16 protein-coding genes are annotated in these 17,885 nt (G+C 54.0%); 11 read left to right on the top strand and 5 right to left on the bottom strand.

Annotation, left to right across the window (positions count from 1 at the left end; all coding sequences use genetic code 11):
- Positions 1-189: 189 nt before the first annotated feature.
- Entirely contained in the window at positions 190-723 is a 534-nt protein-coding gene (locus AC1931_RS04580; protein WP_483876042.1) for a DUF3750 domain-containing protein, read from the bottom strand.
- Between the two features lie 190 nt (positions 724-913).
- On the opposite strand from AC1931_RS04580, the gene AC1931_RS04575 reads away from it, so the two are divergent.
- A complete protein-coding gene (locus AC1931_RS04575) occupies positions 914-2,887 on the top strand; it encodes a monovalent cation:proton antiporter family protein (protein ID WP_483876041.1) in 1,974 nt (657 codons plus the stop codon).
- A gap of 9 nt (positions 2,888-2,896) precedes the next feature.
- Here AC1931_RS04575 and AC1931_RS04570 read toward each other — a convergent pair whose 3' ends face one another.
- A complete protein-coding gene (locus tag AC1931_RS04570) occupies positions 2,897-3,520 on the bottom strand; it encodes a 50S ribosomal protein L11 methyltransferase (protein WP_483876040.1) in 624 nt (207 codons plus the stop codon).
- Positions 3,517-4,464: an AEC family transporter gene (locus tag AC1931_RS04565; protein WP_483876039.1), complete on the bottom strand. Its 948-nt coding sequence runs from the start codon at positions 4,462-4,464 to the stop codon at positions 3,517-3,519. Before AC1931_RS04565 ends, AC1931_RS04570 begins: the two co-directional genes overlap by 4 nt.
- A gap of 292 nt (positions 4,465-4,756) precedes the next feature.
- Here AC1931_RS04565 and AC1931_RS04560 point away from each other — a divergent pair, with 292 nt between their 5' ends.
- The 8 genes from AC1931_RS04560 (at position 4,757) to guaA (ending at position 13,947) form a co-directional block, all read left to right on the top strand.
- Complete coding sequence (locus AC1931_RS04560) at positions 4,757-5,281, top strand: TlpA disulfide reductase family protein (protein ID WP_483876038.1); 525 nt, start codon at positions 4,757-4,759, stop codon at positions 5,279-5,281.
- Between the two features lie 16 nt (positions 5,282-5,297).
- On the top strand, positions 5,298-6,050 hold the full coding sequence (locus AC1931_RS04555; protein ID WP_483876037.1) for a cytochrome c biogenesis CcdA family protein: 753 nt from the start codon (positions 5,298-5,300) through the stop codon (positions 6,048-6,050).
- Between the two features lie 90 nt (positions 6,051-6,140).
- Positions 6,141-6,572 (top strand): Fur family transcriptional regulator, encoded by a 432-nt coding sequence (locus AC1931_RS04550; RefSeq protein ID WP_483876036.1) that lies wholly within the window; start codon positions 6,141-6,143, stop codon positions 6,570-6,572.
- 42 nt (positions 6,573-6,614) lie between these two features.
- Complete coding sequence (feoB, locus tag AC1931_RS04545; RefSeq protein WP_483876035.1) at positions 6,615-8,573, top strand: ferrous iron transport protein B; 1,959 nt, start codon at positions 6,615-6,617, stop codon at positions 8,571-8,573.
- Positions 8,574-8,757: 184 nt separating this feature from the next.
- Positions 8,758-9,405: a metal-dependent transcriptional regulator gene (locus AC1931_RS04540; protein ID WP_483876034.1), complete on the top strand. Its 648-nt coding sequence runs from the start codon at positions 8,758-8,760 to the stop codon at positions 9,403-9,405.
- 120 nt (positions 9,406-9,525) lie between these two features.
- A protein-coding gene (prfB, locus tag AC1931_RS04535; RefSeq protein ID WP_483876033.1) for a peptide chain release factor 2 occupies positions 9,526-10,624 on the top strand; the annotation gives its coding sequence in 2 pieces (ribosomal slippage) (positions 9,526-9,594 and positions 9,596-10,624; 1,098 coding nt in all).
- Positions 10,625-10,913: 289 nt separating this feature from the next.
- Positions 10,914-12,386: an IMP dehydrogenase gene (gene guaB / locus AC1931_RS04530; protein WP_483876032.1), complete on the top strand. Its 1,473-nt coding sequence runs from the start codon at positions 10,914-10,916 to the stop codon at positions 12,384-12,386.
- Position 12,387: 1 nt separating this feature from the next.
- A complete protein-coding gene (gene guaA, locus AC1931_RS04525) occupies positions 12,388-13,947 on the top strand; it encodes a glutamine-hydrolyzing GMP synthase (RefSeq protein ID WP_483876031.1) in 1,560 nt (519 codons plus the stop codon).
- Between the two features lie 152 nt (positions 13,948-14,099).
- Here the strand turns inward: guaA and AC1931_RS04520 are convergent, their stop codons facing one another.
- Entirely contained in the window at positions 14,100-14,990 is an 891-nt protein-coding gene (locus AC1931_RS04520) for a radical SAM protein (protein WP_483876030.1), read from the bottom strand.
- A 116-nt stretch (positions 14,991-15,106) separates the two neighbouring features.
- Between AC1931_RS04520 and AC1931_RS04515 the strand changes: the two genes are divergently transcribed.
- Positions 15,107-15,265 carry a YqaE/Pmp3 family membrane protein gene (locus AC1931_RS04515; RefSeq protein WP_483876029.1) on the top strand — a complete coding sequence of 53 codons (159 nt, stop codon included), beginning with the start codon at positions 15,107-15,109 and terminating at the stop codon, positions 15,263-15,265.
- A gap of 50 nt (positions 15,266-15,315) precedes the next feature.
- On the opposite strand, the gene AC1931_RS04510 is transcribed toward AC1931_RS04515, so the two are convergent.
- Positions 15,316-16,923 carry a sensor domain-containing diguanylate cyclase gene (locus tag AC1931_RS04510; RefSeq protein WP_483876028.1) on the bottom strand — a complete coding sequence of 536 codons (1,608 nt, stop codon included), beginning with the start codon at positions 16,921-16,923 and terminating at the stop codon, positions 15,316-15,318.
- Between the two features lie 356 nt (positions 16,924-17,279).
- Here AC1931_RS04510 and AC1931_RS04505 point away from each other — a divergent pair, with 356 nt between their 5' ends.
- Entirely contained in the window at positions 17,280-17,810 is a 531-nt protein-coding gene (locus AC1931_RS04505; RefSeq protein ID WP_483876027.1) for a prepilin-type N-terminal cleavage/methylation domain-containing protein, read from the top strand.
- The last annotated feature ends 75 nt before the right edge of the window (positions 17,811-17,885 follow it).

The raw sequence follows: 17,885 nt of genomic DNA, 5'->3' as shown, positions 1-17,885 counted from the left end.
TTGCTGATATTAACGCCAATGCCGCCGGAATTCAAGTTGCCTTCATACTGACATCCCCAAAGCTTATAGCCGCTTTTTTTATTGTGGGCAGTTCTTGCAAAAAAACGGAGGGAAAACTGCCGATAACCGGAAATTTTAGCAGGTGATCAACCTCTAGCCGCCGGCGGTAACAGGGCAGGGATGTAAAGTCTATCTGTTGAAACCGCTACCGATGGCTGAAAATGGCAGGCGCACCTCGAGGCCGGGAACCCGGTCTAAAACCCAACCGGTGAAGGTGTTGCTGTTGGGACCGGGGAAAACGCGATATTCATTTGCCCACGGGTAGTTGTCGGCAGCAGTTTTAATCTGTGCAATCAGAGAATCAACCTCGTTGCCACGGTAGTCAGCCAGCAGGCGGGGTTTTTTGCCATACCAGTAGCGATCAGGCACGTCGACTTCAACCCGGAGCACCGGCAGGCCGCGGTTGCCGCGCCAGCCAATGACTTCGTAGACGGTGTAATATGGCTCGTCCGAACCCTTTGTGGCAATCCAGGTGTGGACGGCAAACCAGCCACGCCAACCCCAGGCGCGGGCTGCGTAGACCTGAACCACCGCTTCTGTGGTGTGTGCCGGGTCCGGAGCTATGCCCGCCGGTTCTCGACTGGCGCTGCGCCAATCGCCATCGGAACAGCCACTCTGTATCATGAACAGAGTCAGTGTTAACAGGAGAACGAGTTTTTTCATGATGATATTTTCCTTCTTCGTTACGATAAAAAATGCGTTTAATTTATTCCCACTGTCGCATGCTGAAGGTTTTTCTGACAAGAGCAGAGATCGTGAAATAAATAGCTTACTTTGACAGAGCGAGTTTGACAGACTATCGTTAACAACGAAAAATGTAAGAATTGAATGGATCAAAGAAGAGGGACGTTTTATGGGGATTGCCGCTGATATTGTCGTTATCGTTGTCGCCGCATTGATTGGTGGTTTGATTGCCCAGCGTTTGCGTCAACCACTGGTCTTGGGATACATCCTGGCTGGGGTGGCAATCGGACCCTTTGCCGGCGGGCTTTCCGTGTCTGAAGTCCATGAAATTGAGAAACTCGCGGAAATCGGCGTCGCCCTGTTGCTGTTTGCTCTGGGGCTTGAATTCTCCCTGAAGGAACTCAAGCCGGTTAAATATGTGGCGCTGATCGGGGCCCCGATCCAGATTCTGACAACCATCGCCTACGGCTACCTGATCGGTCGTTGGCTCGGCTGGGAAGCTGGCCCGTCTTTGTGGATGGGAGGATTGATTTCCATCTCCAGTACCATGGTGATCCTTAAAACCCTGATGACCCAGGGGATGATGGGAACCCTCTCTAGTCGGGTGATGATCGGCATTCTGATCGTTCAGGATCTGGCCGTTGTCCCTCTGTTGATTCTGCTGCCGCAAATCACCAATCCGGCGGCCGGCTTGCCTCTGTTGGGTGTGGCGGTGGTCAAGTCCATTATTTTTCTGGTCATCATGCTGGTACTTGGCACCCGCTTGTTACCGTTTTTGTTGATGCGGGTTGCCCGCTGGAACTCCCGTGAACTTTTTCTCCTGACGATTACTGCGATCGGTCTGGGTATCGGCTATGCCACGTATCTGGTGGGTCTTTCCTTTGCCTTCGGGGCCTTTGTTGCCGGTATGGTACTGAGTGAATCGGACTATGGTCATCAGGCTTTAAGCGACATTATCCCCCTGCGTGACCTGTTTGGTCTGCTGTTTTTCACATCTGTCGGTATGTTGCTTAATCCTCAGTTTCTGGTTGAAAACTGGTACGAGGTGTTCAAGCTGGTGATGCTGGTTGCTGTTGGCAAGGCCCTGATCATGGCAGTCATTGTCCGTGGGTTTGGTTATGGCAACGTGGTGCCGTTAGCGGTGGCCCTGGGGATGTTTCAGATTGGCGAATTTTCCTTCGTTCTGGGTCAGGTCGGCTTTGCCGGCGGTTTTCTGAGCACCGAACAGAACTCTTTTTTGCTCTCAGCAACCATTATCAGCATGTTGATGACTCCGCTGGTTTCGGGGTGCACGGCGCCCTTGTATCGATTACAACAGCGCCTGTTTAAACGCGAAAAACTCGAAACCTTCAATCTTCCCCCTGGCGGTCTGCACGACCATGTGGTGATTGCCGGGGGTGGTCAGGTCGGCCAGAGCGTGGCTCATATCCTGACCAAGCTCGATGTGCCGTTTGTGGTGATCGATCTCGCCCAGAACGCAATCAGAGAGTGTAAAAAACAGGGTTACCCGATTATTTTTGGTGACGCCGGTCAACCGGTGGTGCTGGATGCGGCCAATTTATCCGAAGCTAAACAGTTATTGATTACCGTTCCTAATATCGTGGCAACCGAAGCGATTGTACGCCATGTTCATTTGAGCTTTCCCAATGTCAACATGGTGGTCCGTGCCGGGGGAGCAGAGCAGATGAAGGCTCTCTATGAAGACGGGGTTTATATGGTGATCAATCCCGAACTGGAGGCAGGTCTCGAGATCGCCCGGCAGGCGCTGCTGAATCTGCATATCCCGGTACCGCTGATCCAGAAATTTACCGATGATGCCCGGCGTGAGCGTTACTATGGTGATCGGGGGCAGCAGACCGTAGAGCACGATCTTCATCTGCTCAAACACGCCCGTGATCTGATTGAATTAACCTGGGAGGAGATAAAAGAAGCCAGCCTTCTCGATGGGAAAAGCTTGCGTGAGCTGAATCTGCGTCAGCAGACCGGAGCATCGGTGGTCGGGGTGCTGCGTAAAGGAAGCTTTATCAGCAATCCGTCAGCTGATCTGGTATTTGAGGTTGGGGATCTGGTGGCGTTGATCGGTAAGCCCCAGCAACAAGAGACGGCCAGGGGTAAAATGGAGTCTTCGGCGCTGGCGCCCTGATGTAAGAGTTTAGCTGTTTTCTTTGTACAGGAGCACTGTGCTGAATTCATCCATCAGCCGGTTTTTTATCAGGGTGCAACCGAGCTGATGATAGCTGGTTCGCACGTCAAAATTGTATTCCCATAACATGCCTGAAAGCAGGATGGTTGCACCAGGAACCGCCCGCGCCACCAGCGCACCTGCTACATCCAGAAGGATATCGCCATAAATGTTCGCCAGGACCAGATCAAACCCCGATTCTGTGAGGCTGGCAAGGGTGCCGCAGTGGTGGGTCACGGTGTCGATATGATTCAGTTCGCAGTTGCGGCGGGCACTGGCGACCGCAGACTCCTCGATGTCGACACACCAGGCGTGGCCGCCAAAGAGTTTGAGGGCGGCGATGGAAAGGACGCCGGTGCCGCTGCCCAGATCGAGGATTCTCGGGGGCTCGGGAAAACTCAAAGTCTCCAGGATTTCGATGCAGCTGCGGGTCGTTTCATGGTCTCCCGAGCCAAAGGCGCCTCGAGCCATCTTTATTTGCAGACGGCTATTGTCAATAGTCTCGCTTTGTGGGGGGACGATGGCAAAACGCTTGCCCACCAGTAAAGAAGTGAAATCGGTGTGGGCGCTGGCGGTCGGAACTGAGGTTGTCATAGCAGCAGTCCCGTTCCTTTGAGAATCAGCAGGAGGAAGGTGTAACTGATCGCTGAAAGCAGGGTCGATAACATCACGATGGAACCGGCCAGTTCGGCATCCCCCTTCATCTGGTGGGCCATGATGTAGGTGGCGGTGGCGGCCGGTGTTCCCGCCATCAGAATGCCGATCCCAAGATCCTGTCCGCCGACACCCAGGGGCAGCAGAATGGCGGTGGCGATCAGGGGCAGCAGGGCGAGCTTGATCAGGGTCGCCAGTCCGGCGATTTTTAAATCACCTTTGAGCTGGCCTAAAGAAAATGTGCCACCGATAGCCAGCAGGGCCAGGGGTAGGGACAGACCGGTGGAGATAGCGAGGGCGCGGTCGATGATGACGGGGAGTGGCAGCTCAAAAAAGCTCCACAGCAGACCGAGAAAGGAGGCGACGATCAGGGGGTTGAGCGCCAGTTGCCGCAGCCAGTTGGTCTTCTCACCGTGCTGACGCCCCTGATGGGGTAGCAACAGCGCCAGAATGGCGAAGAAGTTCAACACCGGCACCAGAAATCCCATGAGCATGCCGGCGCTGGTCAAACCATCTGCGCCGTAAGCGTTCATGCAGATCGCCAGTCCGACGTATGCCAGGTTGCCACGGAATGATCCCTGGCTGAAACTGCCTTTGGTAGGACCGGGATAACGACGCAACCCGGCATAGCTGTAAGAGAGCAAAAAACCGACGGCAATAGCAATAGATGAGCCGACGACCAGTCCGGGGTTAAAAAACACGTTGAAGTCGGCCTGCCCGATGCGGTGAAACAGCAGCAGAGGAAGAAAGACCACGTAAACCAGTTTGTTGGTTTGTTTCAGAAAGTTGTCGTCCATTAACCCGAGGCGTCGCAGCAAGGTGCCCAGGGCGATCACCAGGAAGACCGGCATAACAATAATGATGGTTTCGATAAAGGGCTGCATTGGGCTTCTCCTGATAACGTCGCTAAAATAGATCAAAAGCGGGCTGTTGTCCATTGGTCATCCGTCATAGATGCTGCGGTTTCTGCAGGCAGATTGTTGTTGACCGAACAGGTTGCTTGACCTACAATCGGACATTCAGCTTTCTATATGTTTTGTGAAGGATGGATTTTGTAAAATTTTGTTGGTGTTGCTTCTGTGGCAATGCACATTGCCAGGCTAAAGCCTTGACACTAAACTGCTCGCCGGTGCTCAAACAAGCAGGTGAGCTAATACCAATAATGGGGAATGAATTGTGTTGTTAAAAAAAATATCTGCTCTGGTGCTTGTTGTTGCCGGTTTGCTTCTGCTGGCAGGCTGTCAGGGTGGGCCACCACCATCATCGGTTGTAATCGGGGAACAGGCGCCGGAATTCACCCTGCTCAATATGGAGGGAGAAAAGGTCTCGCTCTCCGATTTTCGTGGACAGGTTGTGGTGATCAATTTCTGGGCGACCTGGTGTCCCCCGTGTCGTGAAGAAAAACCGACCATGGAGCAGCTGTACCAACAAAAAAAAGAAGATGGCCTGGTAATCCTGGCGGTCAATGTTGAAGAAAATCCCCATCAGGTGGTCAGTCAGTATCTTTTACAGCATTCCTACAGTTTCCCGATTCTGCTGGATGGTATCAAGGCCCAAGTGCAGGGGCTTTACGGAGTTTTTCGCTACCCGGAGTCCTATATTATTGATCGGGATGGTACCGTGGTTGAACATATTATCGGCGGGCGGGACTGGATGCAGAATCCGACCTACCGCCTGATCGAATCTTTGCTGAACAACTAAACAAGGCAATCATTACGTGGATATTGGCAGCGACATAACAATCTGGATCGCCTTTGTAGCGGGAGTTCTCTCGTTTGCCTCTCCTTGTGTGATTCCTCTGGTTCCATCCTATCTGACCTATATCACCGGTATGTCCTTCGGTGAACTTGATCAATCCCAGCAGGACACCGGGGCCAGAACCCGGGTATTCGTCCATAGCCTGATCTTTATTGCCGGGTTTTCAGTCGTGTTCATCACCCTGGGCGCCATGGCCGGCCTGGCATCGGCATCGGTTCAGTACTATCTGCGAGAAAGTCTGGGGGTTATCCAGAAGGTCGGCGGGGTGGTTATCTTTCTGTTTGGCGTTCATTTAAGCGGGCTGTTCCGTTTTACCTCACTGTTGGGTGAAAAGCGTCTCCATGTGCGCAACAAACCCGCCGGGTTTGTTGGTACCTTCGTGGTGGGTATTGCTTTCGCTGCCGGTTGGACCCCCTGTATCGGCCCGATTCTCGGAGCCATCCTGGCCATCGCTGCCGGCAGTAGCGGCGGCGCCTGGCAAGGGGTGTTGCTGTTAAGCTTCTATTCCGCCGGGCTGGGAATCCCGCTGCTCATATCCGGGTTGCTGTTTCATTCCTTTCTTAATTTCTTTGATCGTTTCAAGCGCTATATCCGCATCGTTGAAATCGCTACCGGGGTGCTGCTGATGACTGCCGGTGTGTTGCTGTTCTTCGACCAGTTTGGTCGTATTGCTATTTTCCTGTATCAGGTCTTTCCCTCCGAACTGGGCTGATTTTTTCACTGTCTTTTTACTTGATCTTTCGGCGCTCTTGCTCTAGTTTTTGAAACTCAATTTCAGTAGCGTGCTAGAGGAGTGATTGCGATGGATCGAGCTTCAGTTTTTAATCAGTACCTGCGTACCAAGGGGTTGAAAAATACCCGCCAGCGCATGATTATTCTTGAAACCTTTCTGGATTCAGCCTCACATTATTCGACCGAAGAACTTTACCAGGTGCTGCGCAAAGACCATCCGCGCATCGGCTATGCCACAGTCCATCGCACCCTGAAACTGTTTGCCGAGTGCGGCATTGCCACTGAATTGAATTTTGGCGATGGCCAGGCGCGTTTCGAACCTCTCTACTCGGATCATCATCATGATCATCTGGTGTGTACCGGCTGCGGCAAGATTATTGAGTTTGTCGAGCCGCGGATCGAACAACTGCAGCGCGAGGTGGCGCAGCGCTACGACTTTACTGTTGATAGCCACCGTCACGAACTCTACGGCCGTTGTATCAAGTGCAGCCGGCAATCCTGACTCCTGTTCTTCTTAGCCTGAACATCGAAAGAAATGACCGGTATGTCTGACTCTGCTTCTCCATTGCCAAAAGTTATTCTTGTTGGCCACCCGAATGTCGGAAAAAGCGTTCTTTTTAATGCTCTGACCGGGGCCTACGCCACCGTTTCCAATTATCCCGGAACCTCGGTCGAGGTGTCCTCGGGACACTGTGTTATCGGCAAACAACGCTACGAGATTCTCGATACCCCCGGCATGTATTCGCTGATGCCGATTACGGAAGAGGAGCGGGTGGGTCGGCAGATTCTGCTTCACAAAGATCCTCAAGTGGTCGTACACGTGATTGATGCGCGTAATATCGAGCGGATGCTGCCGATGACTCTGCAGCTGGTGGAAGCCGGTCTGCCGCTGGTACTGGTGGTCAATATTCTCGATGAGGCCGAGCGTCTCGGTATGAAGCTGGATCTGGAAAGGTTGCAGCAGCGCCTCGGGATACCGGTCATTGGCGCGGTGATGAAACGCAAGATTGGTCTTGAGGAGCTGTTTGCCGCGATCAAGGATTATCACGTCTGCCCCCACAAGGTGTTTGTGTATCGCGATGATCTCGAACAGGATATCAGTGCCATCACCAGATTGTTACGCGGGGAATATCGTTTAAGTAAGCGCGCTCTTGGCATGCTGCTGATTCAGGGGGATGAGGACATCAACCAGCTGGTTCACCAGCAGGAAGAACCCGGCCGCCACAGCGAGCTGGTTGAGGTTTTACGGGAAATCCGTTTCCGCCGCCGCGCGGATCTGCATTTACAGATTGGGATGGAGCGCCGCCATATCGGCAAAAAGATGCTCGACGGGGTAGTGACCCAAACCCGGGGGGCAGAGGAATCTTTTGGCGAAAAATTGTCGGGCTGGATGATGAATCCCCTGACCGGTGTCCCGCTGTTGCTGCTCGTGGTCTATTTTGGTCTGTTCCAGTTTGTCGGTGTCTTCGGGGCCGGCACCCTGGTCGATTTTCTCGAAGGGATGCTGTTCGAGGAATACATCAACCCGCCGGTGATTGCGTTTGCGCAAGACTACCTGACGGCGGAATGGTTATTTGAACTGATTGCCGGAGAATACGGGGTCTGGACTCTTGGTGTGCGCTACGCGGTTGCCCTGGTATTACCGATTGTCGGCGCCTTTTTTCTGGTTTTTTCCGTACTGGAGGACAGCGGATATCTGCCCCGACTGGCGATGATGCTCGATCGTATCTTCAAGAAAATCGGTCTCTCCGGGCGGGCGGTCATCCCCATGGTGCTGGGTTTTGGTTGTGACACCATGGCGACTTTGGTAACCCGTACCCTGGAAAGCACCCGTGAGCGAGTTATCTCAACCCTGCTGCTGGCCCTGGCGATTCCCTGCAGTGCCCAGCTGGGAGTGATTCTCGGGCTGCTGTCGGCCGCGCCATCGGCCCTGGCAGTATGGACGATATTCCTGCTGCTTGCGTTCCTGCTGGTCGGGGTTCTGGCTGACCGGTTGCTGCCGGGTGAAAAACCGGTCTTCTATATGGAAATTCCACCATTGCGATGGCCCCAGTTGTTCAATGTTGGCGTTAAAACCCTGACCCGCATGAAGAGTTATTTTTTCGAAATTTTCCCCCTGTTTATTCTGGCCTCGGTTATTCTGTGGGCGGGGAAAATGACCAATACCCTGGATGCAGTCATTGCTGCGCTGGCGCCGGTGGTCAGAGCAATCGGTCTACCCACCGAAGCAACCACCGCTTTTGTGTTCGGTTTTTTTCGTCGTGATTTTGGTGCCGCAGGTTTGTATGATCTGCAGACCGCCGGCCTGCTGAGTGTCACCCAGTTGACGGTTGCGGCGGTGACCCTGACCCTTTTTGTTCCCTGTGTCGCCCAGTTTCTGGTGATGTTCAAGGAACGCGGCTTTCGTATTGCGTTGGCTATTTTCGTGTTTGTCACCGTTTTTGCCTTTGGCTCCGGGTGGCTGCTCAACCGGATTCTGGTCGCTACCGGGTTGTTGCAATGATCTGTGGCTTCTGTCATCGCGAAATTCCGGATCATCTCGAGGTTGATCCCAATCGTGTCTCTTGCGGCAGTTGCCTTGGCGGGTGCCGCAAGATTCATTGTCCCTGGTGCGGCTATGGAAATCCCGTACCTGGCAAGCTGCTGCGACGGTTACTGTCTGCGACCAAGAAAAGAGGCTAAACAGGATGCAACAACTATCAGAAAAAGCCGAAGAAGTTCTTGAATCTCTATGGGTATTAACGGTGGAAAGTGGTCAGGTCGGCTGTCTGCTGACAGATCTGCAGCTCGAAGCTGATGCCGAAGAGTTGAAGGATCTGCTCCAGCGTGCGTATGTTGAAATCCGTGACCATCGGGTTTTTTTGCGCCGTGAAGGGGAAGCCGAAGCGCGGATGGCGGTTCGTCGGCATCGCCTGGCGGAGCGGCTGACCATGGACATCCTCGGGATAGAAGGAAAAGAGGGCAATGAGCAGGCATGCATCTTCGAGCATCTGCTGCGTCAGGGGGTTGACACCAAACTCTGTACGTTGCTCAACCACCCCAGCACCTGTCCTCATGGCAACCCTATCCCGCCTGGAGACTGCTGCACCGAAGCCCAGCGTCTGGGCTCCCCGGGGATTGTCGCCTTGACGGAGCTCAAAGCAGGGGAGTCCGGAGAGATCGCCTATCTGTCCGCCAGTGACGACAAGAAAATGCAGAAACTGATGAGTATGGGGGTGTTGCCCGGCAGCGACATTCTGCTGATGCAGAAATTCCCCAGCTATATTTTCAAGGTCGGTCATTCCCAGTTTGCCGTGGATGAATCCCTGGCGCGGCAGATTCATATCCGGCATTAATTTGCTGTGGTTTTATCCAGCAAATTAGCCCTTGACCTGATCGACCAGATGGTTGATTGTCCTGACCAATCGACCGGGCTGCAAGATCATTCGCTGTTCATTTGCAAGGAGTAAGTCAACATGTTTCGTGAACCAAAAGAGATTGTCAAAGGACTGCAGACAAAATTTGAAGAGCTCTGGAGGTATCTTTGACGTTCCAGCCCGGCAGGAACGGGTCGCTGAGCTGGAAGCGGAAATAGCCCGCCCCGATTTCTGGAACCAGGGGGAAAGTGCCCAGGAGCTGCTGCGTGAACGTACCCGGTTACAGAAGGTCGTTGAAGACTGTCTCGCGGTTAAACAGCAACTCGAAGATGCTACGGTGCTGATCGAAATGGGTGAAGAAGGGGAGGATCAGGCCACCCTTGATGAAGTCAATGGCATGCTTCCGGCCCTTGACAAAAAAATCGCGGCCATGGAATTTGCGCGCATGCTGTCCGGTTCTCACGATGCCAGCAACGCCACCTTGAGTATCAATGCCGGGGCTGGTGGGACCGAGGCCCAGGACTGGGCCGACATGCTGCTGCGCATGTATCTGCGATATTGTGAGGACAAGGGGTTCAAAACCGAATTCACTGAATATCAGCCCGGGGATGATGCCGGCCTGAAAAGTGCCACCATCAGTGTCAGTGGTGATTATGCTTACGGTTATCTGCGTTCCGAGAGCGGCATCCATCGCCTCGTGCGGATCTCACCTTTTGATGCCAATTCCCGCCGTCACACCTCGTTCTGTTCGGTGTTTGTCTTCCCCGAGCTTGATGAGTCTATTGAGGTGGTGGTTGAAGATAAGGATATCAAGGTCGATACCTATCGTGCCAGTGGCGCCGGAGGACAGCACATCAACAAGACCGATTCCGCCATCCGCATCACCCATCTGCCCAGTGGGATTGTCGTTGCCTGCCAGAACCAGCGTTCCCAGCACGCCAACCGGGCAACGGCCTTGCAGCAGCTCAAAGCGCGCCTGTACGAAATGGAAGTCCGCAAAAAAGAAGAAGAGGCCGCGGCCTTTTCTGAAGATAAAAAGGAGATCGGCTGGGGCAGCCAGATTCGTTCCTATGTTCTGCACCCGTATCGCATGGTCAAGGATCATCGCACCGGGTACGAGACCGGCAACACCGATGCTGTGCTCAACGGCGATATTGATGCTTTTATCGAAGCTTATCTATTGCGCGGAACGAACTGACGCGGCCATGCCGCTTTTTCATTTTTTTGTCTCTGTTCAGCACCGGGCCGGGGATCCTATGTCAAGGGACGCGATTGTTTCCCGTTGGGTCATCCCTGACCGCTTGTTGTCGCCGTCCATGGCGACAAACACCCTTGCCATAGAAACCCCGACCCTGCGCAAGGATAGTGCTGAATAGTTGCCAATTTTTTATCTCTTGATGCCTGATTACGGGTAACGATTGACTCGTCATCAGGCATTTATTACATTTGTCAGCCACAACGTTTTACCCGAGCTACAAGGAGCATTCATGTACAAGCCTGATATCCCCATTGCCCTGACTTTTGACGATGTTCTGTTGCTGCCGGCGCATTCGCAGGTGCTGCCCAAAGATGTCGATGTGTCCGCCCAGTTGACACGTACGATCAGGCTCAATATTCCTCTTCTTTCCTCTGCCATGGACACGGTAACTGAATCGCGTACGGCAATCTGTATGGCGCGCGAAGGAGGGTTGGGGATCATCCATAAAAACATGACACCTGACGCCCAGGCGATTGAGGTGGATCAGGTCAAAAAATCGGAAAGCGGCATGATTGTCGACCCGATTACCATGGCACCCGACCAGAAAATCTCCGACGCCCTGGCGGTGATGAACAAATACCGCATTTCCGGTGTCCCCATCACCCGGAACGGCAAGCTGGTCGGCATCATGACCAACCGTGACTTGCGTTTCGAGACCAATCTGGACCAGCCCATCGCCAATGTCATGACCAAGGACAAACTGGTCACGGTCCCCCCCGGCACGACGCTCGAAGAGGCCAAATTTCACCTGCACAAGCACCGCATCGAAAAACTGCTGGTGGTCGACGATGACTTTGTCCTCAAAGGACTGATCACCATCAAGGATATTGAAAAGGTGCGCAAATATCCCAATGCCTGCAAGGACGAGTTTGGTCGGTTGCGGGTTGGTGCCGCCGTCGGTGTCGGTGATGATCTGGAAGCCCGCGCAGCGGCCCTTATTCAAGCCGGGACAGATGTGCTGGTCGTCGATACTGCCCACGGACACAGCCAGAAGGTCATCGATACCGTTAAATGGCTGCGCACTACCTATCCGTCAGTGCAGCTGATGGCTGGTAACATTGCTACCGCCGCTGCCGCCAGGGCTCTCATCGATGCCGGTGTCGACGCCGTTAAGGTTGGTATTGGACCCGGCTCTATCTGCACCACGCGGGTTGTCGCCGGTATTGGCGTGCCGCAGATTACTGCCATTCAGAATGTTGCCGGCGTGACCCTCGATGCCGGCATCCCGCTGGTTGCTGATGGCGGTATCAAATTCTCTGGCGATTTACCCAAGGCGATTGCGGCGGGTGCCGACATTGTCATGATTGGTTCCCTGTTTGCCGGCACCGAGGAATCTCCCGGTGAAACCATTCTTTATCAGGGACGTACGTACAAATCCTATCGGGGTATGGGCAGCCTGGGAGCCATGAAACAGGGGAGCAAGGATCGCTACTTTCAGGCGGAAGAACAGGACGTCAAACTGGTGCCGGAAGGGATCGAGGGACGGGTGCCGTTCCGCGGCCCCCTCTCCAGTAATATCCACCAGCTGATCGGCGGACTGCGTTCCGGCATGGGCTATACCGGTTGTCGTACCATTGGTGAACTGCAGCGTAACGGCGAATTTGTGCGCATCACCAACGCCGGCCTGCGGGAATCCCACGTTCATGATGTGACCATCACCCAGGAATCACCCAACTACCGAATTGAGGGGAATGGCCGCTAAAATGTCAAATATCCACAGCGAACGGATTCTGATCCTGGATTTTGGTTCCCAGTATACCCAGTTGATTGCCCGCCGGGTACGTGAGTCGCGGGTTTATTGCGAACTCCACCCGTTTGATATGACCATGGCCGAGATCCGCGCCTTCAAACCCAGCGGCATTATCCTGTCCGGCGGCCCCAAATCGGTATATGATGCCGGTGCCCCCCCGGTTGAGGAGGCCCTGTTTGACCTTGGCGTGCCGGTCCTCGGCATCTGCTACGGTATGCAGCTGATGAGCCAGCATTTCGGTGGCGTGGTGGTGCCGGCCGGGAAAAGGGAATATGGTCATGCCGTCCTTGAGGCCAGCGGTGAACCCGGCGAACTGTTTGACGGATTTTTTACTGAAGGCACCAGTTCGGTATGGATGAGCCATGGTGATCATGTCAAGGTAGTACCGACCGGCTTTGAGGTCGTTGCCCGGACGACCAACGCCCCGGTGTGTGCCATCCAGAACCTTCAGCGCAACCTCTATGGCGTGCAGTTTCACCCTGAGGTCAACCATACCCCCCAGGGTGAGCTGATGCTGAGTACCTTTGTGCGTAACATCTGTCGCTGCAGCGGACAATGGACACCGGGGAAGATTGTTGATGATGCGGTCGCCCGTATTCGCGAACAGGTTGGCTCGGAGCAGGTCATTCTCGGGTTGTCGGGAGGTGTGGATTCTTCAGTCGCGGCGGCGCTGATCCATCGCGCTATCGGCGATCAGCTCCACTGCGTGTTTGTCGACAATGGTCTGCTGCGTCTTGATGAGGGGGATCAGGTCATGGCCACTTTCGCCGGTAACCTCGGCGTCAAGGTCACGCGGGTCAATGCCCGCCAGCGGTTTTATGATGGGCTCAAAGGGGAGGCCGACCCGGAGAAAAAGCGCAAGATTATCGGCAACCTGTTTGTTGATATCTTCGAAGAGCAGGCCGGCGAGGTGGAAGACGCCCAGTGGCTGGCCCAGGGGACCATCTACCCCGATGTCATCGAATCTGCCGGTGCCAAAACCGGCAAGGCCCATAACATCAAAAGTCATCACAATGTCGGCGGTCTGCCCGACTACATGAAGCTTAAACTGCTCGAGCCGTTGCGCGAACTGTTCAAGGATGAGGTTCGTGCCATCGGCGAAGAACTCGGCTTGCCGAAGCAGATGGTCTGGCGTCATCCTTTCCCCGGTCCGGGGCTGGGGGTGCGGGTGCTGGGTGAAGTGAAAGAGGAATACTGCGACATCCTGCGTCGCGCCGATGCCATCTATATCGATGAACTTTATGAGAGCGGTCACTACCACAAGATCAGTCAGGCCTTTGCCGTGTTCCTGCCGGTCAAGTCGGTTGGTGTCATGGGGGATGGACGCACCTACGAATACGTCATCGCCCTGCGCGCGGTTGAAACCAAGGACTTTATGACCGCTGGCTGGTACCCCATGCCATACGCTGACCTGGCACGCATCAGCAACCGGATTATCAACGAGGTCAAAGGGGTGAACCGGGTGGTCTATGATATCTCCAGTAAACCACCGGCGACAATTGAGTGGGAGTGATTGATAAACCATTCACCACAGAGGCACTGAGACACTGAGAAATTCGTACAAAATTCTCCGTGTCTGTGGGCGGTGAGAATGGATAATGAAATGATTTTGGAATAAAAGCCATGGGTGTAGATCCGTGGCTTTTATTTATGGTGCATCAACAGTTAAAAAATAGTTTCCTCATAATCAGGCACTTCGTTGAACCAGTGTGGATGGCGGCGTGCCTGCTGCAGTGCCGCTTCGGCCTGGGCGATGATTGCTTCGCGATCACGAGGGTAGCGTCCGGCCAGATTCAGGCTGTTGGAGACATGGTTGGAGCGCAGAATCGTACCAGCGGGGTTCAACTCGCGGACAACTGCCAGCGCTTCCTCAAGGACTTCGCCGTGACTTAAGGGAACAATCCTGGTGAAATAGGCATCGTTGTGGCGCCGGAACATGGTCAGCAGGGAAAAATACTCCGGCGACAGGGCATTGATCCAGGCCGCTGTTGCGCGGGCATGTTCGGCGCTGCGCTTGCGTCCGGCAAGGCCAAGAATCGCCGTGATCGACAGTTTGAGATCAGCGGCCCGGGCCTGCTGGCACAGGACCAGCATCTCATCCGGGGTGAAACCCTTATCCGCCAGCAGGAGGGTGTCAGGATCACCGCTTTCCAGTCCGAAGTAGAGAATCCGCAGTTTGCGTCGGCGCAACTGCGCCAGTTCGTCTACGGTTTTGGTCGTCAGGCTGTTGGGTGAAGCGTAGGCACTGACTCGCGCCAGGTTGGGGAAGGTTTGGGTAAGGCAATCAAGGACTGCCAGCAGCTTGTCCTGGGGGTAGACCAGGCCGTCCCCGTCGCCAAGGAACACCCGCTGAACCTGGGGGCGATAGGCTGCTGGAATACTCTCGATTTCAGCAAAAATCTCACTTACGGGGCGGCAGGAAAACTGCTTCATCTTGTACATTCCGCAAAAGCCACAGGTGTTCTGGGAACAGCCGATGGTCACCTGAAAGATCAGGGAACGTGCTTCCGACGGTGGGCGAAACAAGGGTTCGCTGTAGGAAAAGGGGAAACTCATCGGTATTGCCTTTTTGAATATTTATCGTAAACTCGGTATGAGCTAAAAGCATTGTAAACATAAGCCGGCTGGACGGGCAAATGCTCACGCCGGTTCACCAAGAAAGGAAGGCTGTCATGGACATCGTCCGCATCATTTTTGCTGTTCTGCTGCCCCCCGTTGGCGTCTTTTTACAGGTAGGATTCGGGCTGCACTTCTGGCTCAATATCCTTCTGACGATCCTCGGTTATATACCCGGCATCGTCCACGCTGTCTGGATTATTGCGAAAAAATAACAGGGGAAAGGGGGCGAATCATGACAATGAGCAGCAAGAAAAATTTCCAATTACGAACCCCGGACGTCAGCGTTCCAGACAACGATGCGATTACGACCTGTCTTCTTGGCCTGATATAAAGCCTGATCAGCATAATTAATGAGTTTACTGGTGTCACCGGTGTCGCCGGGAAAAGCCGCAACTCCGATCGAGATGGTGACCGGCCATAGAACCCCCTGATGATGTAGCTGCTTCTTCTCAACCCGGCCGCGCAGTCGTTCAGCAACCTCGGCAGCCCCTTTGCTGTCGGTATCCTCCAGCAGAACCGCAAATTCCTCACCGCCGATCCGGGCCGCCAGATCGCCGCTGCGGACAACGGCTTTCATCTCGGCAGCAACCTGCCGGATCACCTGATCACCAAAAGGGTGACCACAGGTGTCGTTGATTTTTTTAAACAGATCGATATCGCAGATGATCAGGGCAAAGGCACTTTCACGCCGCAGGGCACGTTGATGCATCACTTCCAGGGCACGTTCGAAGGCTCTGCGATTGGCAATTCCGGTTAAGCCGTCAGTCACCGTCAGTTGATTGATCTGTTCGTGGGAATAGGCCAATTCAACCTTGATTGCCACCTGGGCTGATATCATTTCAACCAGATCCCGGCAACGACGAGAAAAGAGCCCGCTTTTGCGCCCGGCGATAAGCAGAATGCCGTTGACGGGCAATTTGTCCTGAACCAGGGGGATGACCAGGATCGATGGAAAATGATCAAACAGGGGCAATCCGTTGATCACCGGAGCCCGCTGTTTGTTTTCCCCACCATCCGGTCGAATGCAGCGGTATTTAACCGCCTGTCCGATTAATGAGTTGTCAAGGGGGTAGCGTTGAGAATCCGTGGGAATAGAACCGTCCCCGTCAAGATGTGTCAACTCAACCATGTCCTCGCATATTTTTCCAAAAGCAATCACGTCGGCCGCAACGATCATGCGTAGTGCCGCAGCGGCAGCACGGTAAACCGAATCAAGAGTCAGACAAGAATTGAGAAATTTCAAACCGTTAAAGGACTGCTGTAAGACTTTTCGTTCAAAATCGGCAAGCAGCAGTTCCCCGTGCAGATTCAGGCTGGTGGCAATCTGCTCTCCCGTTCGTTTTATCATGGCAAGCTCGACCCCGGACCAGGGCTCCCTGCTGGGACGATCGACACAAAGAAGAGGCGCAAAACTTCCATTATTTTCCAGGGTGGGATCAGAGACGATGCGACAGGCGTAAAAACTCCCCGGTTGGAGGGCGTCGGGATAGTAAGGTAAGGTCGGGGCCGAGGCCGGGTAGGGGGCCAGGGCAAATTCAGCGCGTTCCTTCAGTGCGCCCAGCAGGCCACTGCCGGCAGCAAAAGCTTTCACCTGAAGGTGGCGGGTGGTATCGTTGCTGGCGTAAACACGGAGTTGATCAGGGGGGGTCGGCCACAGCAGCACAACCGAGGCTGACGGCAGGAAGGTTCCCAGCATGTCCAGCTGATTCAGAACATTCTGATGGAATTGACGGATCAAGAGAAAATGTTCGGGGCTGATCAATAGATCGCACTGATGTTCAGCAGCGAACGGCAGGGTAAGGGTGTCCGCAGCGACCACAGAGGTTGATGCTATGGGATGGCGCCAGGTTTTCTCGTTAAGCCAACGCACATTGAATCCAGTATAAAAGAGGCTCTGACCTTACGGGCAAAGCGGCTGTTTTTCTGCTGCTGAGGGCTAACAGAGTTTCGCTGCGAGTGACATCTGTGCGATCCTGTTACTGCTCAAAAAATCTAACACAATCAGGCAGGTATGTCTCGCTCGAACGAAACGGTAGATGACAAATCATCACCCTGGTGTTCCAGCTATACTGGAAACGGTATGTGGACCGCCGGATTGACGTTTTTTCATGATTGGTCTAAGCTGTCAGGAATTCAGGGACTTTAACCCTGTGACCGGGTCTCGAAAAGGAAAAATGACTCCTTCGTCTGATCGGTTCAGTACATTTTTTATCAACCGGGATACTCATGCCAATCCGACACTCAAAATCGATAAACAAGGCAGGATTCACCCTGGTGGAACTTGTCGTTGTGATTGTCCTCCTGTCGATACTGGGTGCCTTAGCATTGCCACGGCTCATCAACCTGAGAGAATCCGCCCGCATCAGTGCCTTGAACGCGGTAGCAGGCACCTTGCGATCCACAGCCACCATGGTCAAGTCCAAGGCCCGTCTGTCCGGACTCGCAGTCGTCTCTGCCAATCCCGGCGGTTCCAGCCAGACAGAATACCAGGTGGACTTTCCCTTTGGTACCACCGAGGTTGACTGGCGTAACCTGTGTCCGGAAAGCCAGGCTGAAACCGGTGATCGCCTGACCATGCTCGACTTCATCGAGCTTTCCGGCGACTTGCAGAGCAGAACCAACAACCAGTATACACTGATAGGTTATGTCATTCCCCCCGGCTTCTCTGTGCCAACCAACCAAGGGTGCTATGTCATTTATGATTCATTCGGTAATCCCGACTGTACCGTCACTGTGGTAACAGCGGACTGCGACTGATCGTGGAAGCGTTCTTAGCGGAAATTTAGAATAATCGTCCTTACAGAGCGACTGAAGTCGAGCCGGTTGTCACAA

The sequence above is a fragment of the Pelovirga sp. C15f genome (assembly GCF_057178085.1).
Note: the sequence above shows the minus strand (reverse complement) of the source record. Positions and strands in the feature narration are given on the sequence as shown.

Bases quoted from the DNA above. Each gene is read 5' to 3' on its own strand.
- feoB (WP_483876035.1), top strand. From the start codon at position 6,615: ATGTCTGACTCTGCTTCTCCATTGCCAAAAGTTATTCTTGTTGGCCAC.
- guaB (WP_483876032.1), top strand. From the start codon at position 10,914: ATGTACAAGCCTGATATCCCCATTGCCCTGACTTTTGACGATGTTCTG.
- AC1931_RS04505 (WP_483876027.1), top strand. From the start codon at position 17,280: ATGCCAATCCGACACTCAAAATCGATAAACAAGGCAGGATTCACCCTG.
- AC1931_RS04520 (WP_483876030.1), bottom strand. From the start codon at position 14,990: ATGAGTTTCCCCTTTTCCTACAGCGAACCCTTGTTTCGCCCACCGTCG.
- AC1931_RS04565 (WP_483876039.1), bottom strand. From the start codon at position 4,464: ATGCAGCCCTTTATCGAAACCATCATTATTGTTATGCCGGTCTTCCTG.
- AC1931_RS04515 (WP_483876029.1), top strand. From the start codon at position 15,107: ATGGACATCGTCCGCATCATTTTTGCTGTTCTGCTGCCCCCCGTTGGC.
- AC1931_RS04550 (WP_483876036.1), top strand. From the start codon at position 6,141: ATGGATCGAGCTTCAGTTTTTAATCAGTACCTGCGTACCAAGGGGTTG.
- AC1931_RS04540 (WP_483876034.1), top strand. From the start codon at position 8,758: ATGCAACAACTATCAGAAAAAGCCGAAGAAGTTCTTGAATCTCTATGG.
- AC1931_RS04570 (WP_483876040.1), bottom strand. From the start codon at position 3,520: ATGACAACCTCAGTTCCGACCGCCAGCGCCCACACCGATTTCACTTCT.
- guaA (WP_483876031.1), top strand. From the start codon at position 12,388: ATGTCAAATATCCACAGCGAACGGATTCTGATCCTGGATTTTGGTTCC.
- AC1931_RS04575 (WP_483876041.1), top strand. From the start codon at position 914: ATGGGGATTGCCGCTGATATTGTCGTTATCGTTGTCGCCGCATTGATT.
- AC1931_RS04580 (WP_483876042.1), bottom strand. From the start codon at position 723: ATGAAAAAACTCGTTCTCCTGTTAACACTGACTCTGTTCATGATACAG.